The organism is Hyphomonas sp. UBA3601, from assembly GCF_002375605.1.
Taxonomy (GTDB): Bacteria; Pseudomonadota; Alphaproteobacteria; order Caulobacterales; family Hyphomonadaceae; genus Hyphomonas.
Genome location: NZ_DFME01000034.1, coordinates 4,722 through 8,492, shown reverse-complemented (window position 1 = coordinate 8,492; position 3,771 = coordinate 4,722). Strand labels below are relative to the sequence as shown.

At 59.1% G+C, this 3,771-nt stretch carries 5 protein-coding genes and 1 pseudogene; 4 read left to right on the top strand and 2 right to left on the bottom strand.

Annotation, left to right across the window (positions count from 1 at the left end; genetic code table 11):
• From B4F73_RS03790 to B4F73_RS03775, 4 genes and pseudogenes are all read left to right on the top strand, one after another.
• A pseudogene (locus B4F73_RS03790) lies at positions 1 to 1,218 on the top strand (hypothetical protein); the annotation flags it as partial.
• Between the two features lie 56 nt (positions 1,219 to 1,274).
• Positions 1,275 to 1,730 carry a dUTP diphosphatase gene (gene dut, locus B4F73_RS03785; protein WP_290482540.1) on the top strand — a complete coding sequence of 152 codons (456 nt, stop codon included), beginning with the start codon at positions 1,275 to 1,277 and terminating at the stop codon, positions 1,728 to 1,730.
• Between the two features lie 162 nt (positions 1,731 to 1,892).
• The gene (locus B4F73_RS03780; protein WP_034817120.1) at positions 1,893 to 2,084 is read left to right on the top strand and encodes a hypothetical protein; all 192 of its coding nucleotides are present in this window, start codon (positions 1,893 to 1,895) and stop codon (positions 2,082 to 2,084) included.
• Positions 2,085 to 2,182: 98 nt separating this feature from the next.
• The gene (locus B4F73_RS03775; RefSeq protein ID WP_242517457.1) at positions 2,183 to 2,413 is read left to right on the top strand and encodes a hypothetical protein; all 231 of its coding nucleotides are present in this window, start codon (positions 2,183 to 2,185) and stop codon (positions 2,411 to 2,413) included.
• On the opposite strand, the gene B4F73_RS03770 is transcribed toward B4F73_RS03775, so the two are convergent.
• Positions 2,410 to 2,547, bottom strand: coding sequence for a hypothetical protein (locus tag B4F73_RS03770; RefSeq protein ID WP_156947946.1), 138 nt, complete (start codon positions 2,545 to 2,547; stop codon positions 2,410 to 2,412). The two genes, B4F73_RS03775 and B4F73_RS03770, sit on opposite strands and share 4 nt — an antisense overlap.
• Before the next feature lie 85 nt (positions 2,548 to 2,632).
• On the bottom strand, positions 2,633 to 3,771 hold a 1,139-nt coding region (locus B4F73_RS03765; RefSeq protein ID WP_290482539.1), incomplete at its 5' end, for an ATP-dependent DNA helicase.

The following is a 3,771-nucleotide window of genomic DNA, read 5'->3' as shown; positions in this document are numbered from 1 at the left end:
GAGCCAGAGCCAGAGCCAGAGCCCGTTGCGGAATTGCCGCCGGAGCCGGTGCCGGACATCGAGCCCGAACCTCTCCCCGAACCGTACCCGGAACCGTTGCCCCAGCCGGATCCTGAGCCGATCCCGGAATCGGAATTGGTCATGGAAGAGGCTCTGCCGCCGCCCGAAGCGCCGGTGGACCTCGTCATCGACGATCCGATCCCTGAGCCGGAGTCCTTGCCGCTTGCCGTAGAGGAGGAGGTGCTGCCGGATCCTCAGCCAGGTCTGCCGGTCGAAGTCATTCCTGAAGAACCGGCCATGGAAGACCCGGAGGATGTGCCAGACGAGCTTCCGGACACGCTGGAAGCTCCCTTTGAAGACGCCGAGCCGGACCTTGAGGCCGAAGTCCTGCCTGAGGAATTGCTCGAAACGACTCCCGATGAATCGGTTGAGGATCTGCCTGAAAGTATTCCCGACGAACAGCCTGAAGAGATTCCGGAAGACCTCGTCGAGGAGATTGAGCCTGAAATAGAACCCGTTGAGGAAACGCTACCACCTGTGCCTGACCCGGTGGTTGAGCCTGACCCCGAAATGGAGCCTGTTGCGGAAGCGCCGCTCGAACTGGAGCCTCAGCCTGAACCGGTGCCCGAGGTAGACCTGCCCGATGTCGCGGAGCTGGAACCTGACCCGGACGAAGCGATGATCCTGCCGGAACCATCTGATGCGCCGCTGCAGACCCTTGCGACACCCGTGCAACAGCCTGCCACCACGGCGCAGCCTTTTGCCAGGCCCCAACCTTTTGGACGCCCGCCCCCCGTGCGCGTGCCGGGCATCGAGTTTTCCCTGCCGCCAGCTACGGCCGGGGGAGGGGGCGGCGCGCTTGGCGCGCTACTCTGCCACAAGCTCACCGAAGAACAGCGACTCAAGGCCAATTGCGATCTCGATGCCACCAAACAAGCCTATAAGGACGCCGCCAATGCCGGCCTCGACCGGGACGAGCAGAACCGGCTCGACGGCACCTATGACGGCCAGCTGCGCTCAACCCTGCCGGATGATTCCGCGTTTGAGAGCTTCCTGAAACGCAATGACGGCATTCCGAAAACCACATTGGACGGGATCGACAACACGATCTTCATGGACCGCAAGCCGGAGTCCGAGCGCCAGCACGATCAGCTGATGCGCGGCGACACGATGGAGTGGGAAGACGAGGTCTTTGAGGCGCATCAGGACGAAGACTAGCGCCCGCAGCCCTATCTGCTTGACTCGAATATGCGACTCCGCCAACGGCTCAGGGTATGAACAAGGTTACTGTCTCCGTCTGCCCGCTGCCCCATTTCGAGGGGCTCGACCTGCCAGCCTATGAAACCATCGGCTCAGCCGGCATGGATGTCCGCGCGGCTGTTTCGCAGGAAGAACCAATCCTGCTGCAGGCGGGTGAGCGGGCGATGATCCCGACCGGCCTGTCAGTGGCCATTCCGCAAGGCTATGAAATTCAGGTCCGCCCGCGCTCCGGCCTCGCAGCCAAGCATGGCCTGACCTGTTTGAACACGCCCGGCACGATCGACAGCGATTATCGCGGTGAGATCAAGGTGATCCTGATCAATCTCGGACAGGATGCCTTTACCATCCAGCGCGGCGAACGCATTGCCCAACTGGTTCTTGCGCCGGTCACGCAACTGGCATGGATAGAAGTGGACGCGCTGGACGAGACGGACCGCGGCGCCGGCGGATTTGGCTCAACCGGAAGATAATCCGGGTTTCTTCTTGAACATGTGTTCACCCCTCCTTACATATTGAATATCGATAAGTTCAGGAGAGCGGTGCATTCGCCGAATTGCGGATCCATCTAACAGACGGGGAGCTCCAAACGACTGACTTTCGTACCAACGTCTTGTCAGAAAAGGAGCCTCTCATTGTCTTTCCTAGTCTTTCTTGTCTTTGTTCTGGTGATCGTCTCACTCGCGCGGTCCGGGAAGTCCCGCCCGCCTGAAGCGTCACCAGATGCCGATCAGATCGCGAATCTGGCCGAGCGTGTGCGCACGCTGGAAGCCATCATTCTCGACCGGGATCGTCGTTTGCGTCGCGAGATCGATGGCCTCCGCTAAGACCTGGCCAAGTTCCAGTCCGCGACAGGTGGCAAATTTTCTTGTAAGATTTGCCTGAATTGTATATATCGAAAAACGATACAAAGGGGAGTTACCGAATGGACCCGATTGTCATGGTCGTCCTCATTGTGCTGATTTCAGTCGGCGCAGGTGTGGTGAACAACTATCTGAAACTGAAAGCCAACGCCAAATCCGACAAGGGCGCGGACGAAGACATCCGGCGCGTCCTCGGTGAGGTCGACCGGTTGAAGGAACGTGTTCGGGTTCTGGAAAAGATCGTAACCGATCAGGAGCGTCAGCTGTCCGACGAAATTCGCAAGCTGGCCTAGTTGCCGCCGCCGCCGGGGATGCGCATACGCCGTCTTTGTGCAGCCACTTGTGACAGCGTCTTGCGTTCGCTTGCTGCGCCCATGTCGCGCCTGAGCAGGCAGCGACGCTGACGGCGTTCAATGATGGCATTCATGACGTGTCTTTCTCTTGTTGCGGAGTATAAGAGATGATCAGAATGCGGCGTCATTGTGTGTGAAAGGTTAATGCCTCGGAATGGCCTAAATCAGGGCGCCATCGGCCTTAGCGAAGCGTGCGAGCAGATAGGCATCGGTATCTTCGATCGTGTCGAGCTTGCCGAAAGCGAAAGCCTCCCGGTCCAGCACGAGGTCTCGCGGACGCAGCTCGCGACTGATCGACAAGCCATCTAGAGATCGTGCACGCGAAAAGGCGACATAGGCTTGTCCGTGGGCGAACATACCTGAATCGAAATCGATGAAGACCTTGTCGAGCGTCAGGCCCTGTGCCTTGTGGATGGTCACGGCATAGGCAAGGCGCAGCGGCATCTGTTTGAATGTGCCGACCACTTCGCGCTTCACTTTTTTGGTTTCGGGGTCCAATTCGTAGCGGTATTTTTCCCAGGCCGTCGGTTCGATTTCGTAGACATGATCGTCGATCTCGACAATTACGCGGGTTCCGGAAAACCCGGCGACTGTGGCCAGAGTCCCATTCACCCAGCGCCCTTCGGGATCATTCTTGATCAGCATCACCCGCGCGCCTTCCTTTAGTTCGAGGTCGGCTTCGGTCGGATAGGCCTTCTCATCGAACTGGCCCTGCACGTCAGCCTCAAATGTTTGCGATCGTGTATTCAAGCCTTCGAGCCGGGCCTGGTTGATACGGTAGGCATTGGCATTGTTGGGCGTCAGGACAACATGGGTTTCAGAGGCTTCGACAGCAGATCTCGTGCTGACCAGTCCGCGCAACACGGCCTCGTCATTTGGCGTGACCCGTCCGGTGCGCAGCGCGCCCAACAAGGCGAGGAAGCGAGGTTCGGCCTGCCGAAACACATGTTTGAGGGCCAGCAGGGAGAATTCGGCATCTTTGAAGGCAGGTGCGTTGAAGAAATAGCTTCCGCCATAGCGCTCACGCAGGATCGGCGCTTCCTGGCCCGAGACAACCGGAGGCAGCTGGTGCAGGTCGCCCGACAGGATCATGCGCACGCCGCCAAAGGGCCGTTTGGAGGCGCGGTTTAGCTTCAGGCTTTTGTCGATGGCATCCAGCATGTCAGACCGGACCATCGAGATCTCGTCTATGATCATCGTGTCGATGGCCTTGACCAGCCGTGTCGAGCGCAGCCGCTTGATGTCCGTGGGCTCGATCAGGCGTGGTGGGAATTTGAAGAAGGAATGGATCGTCTGCC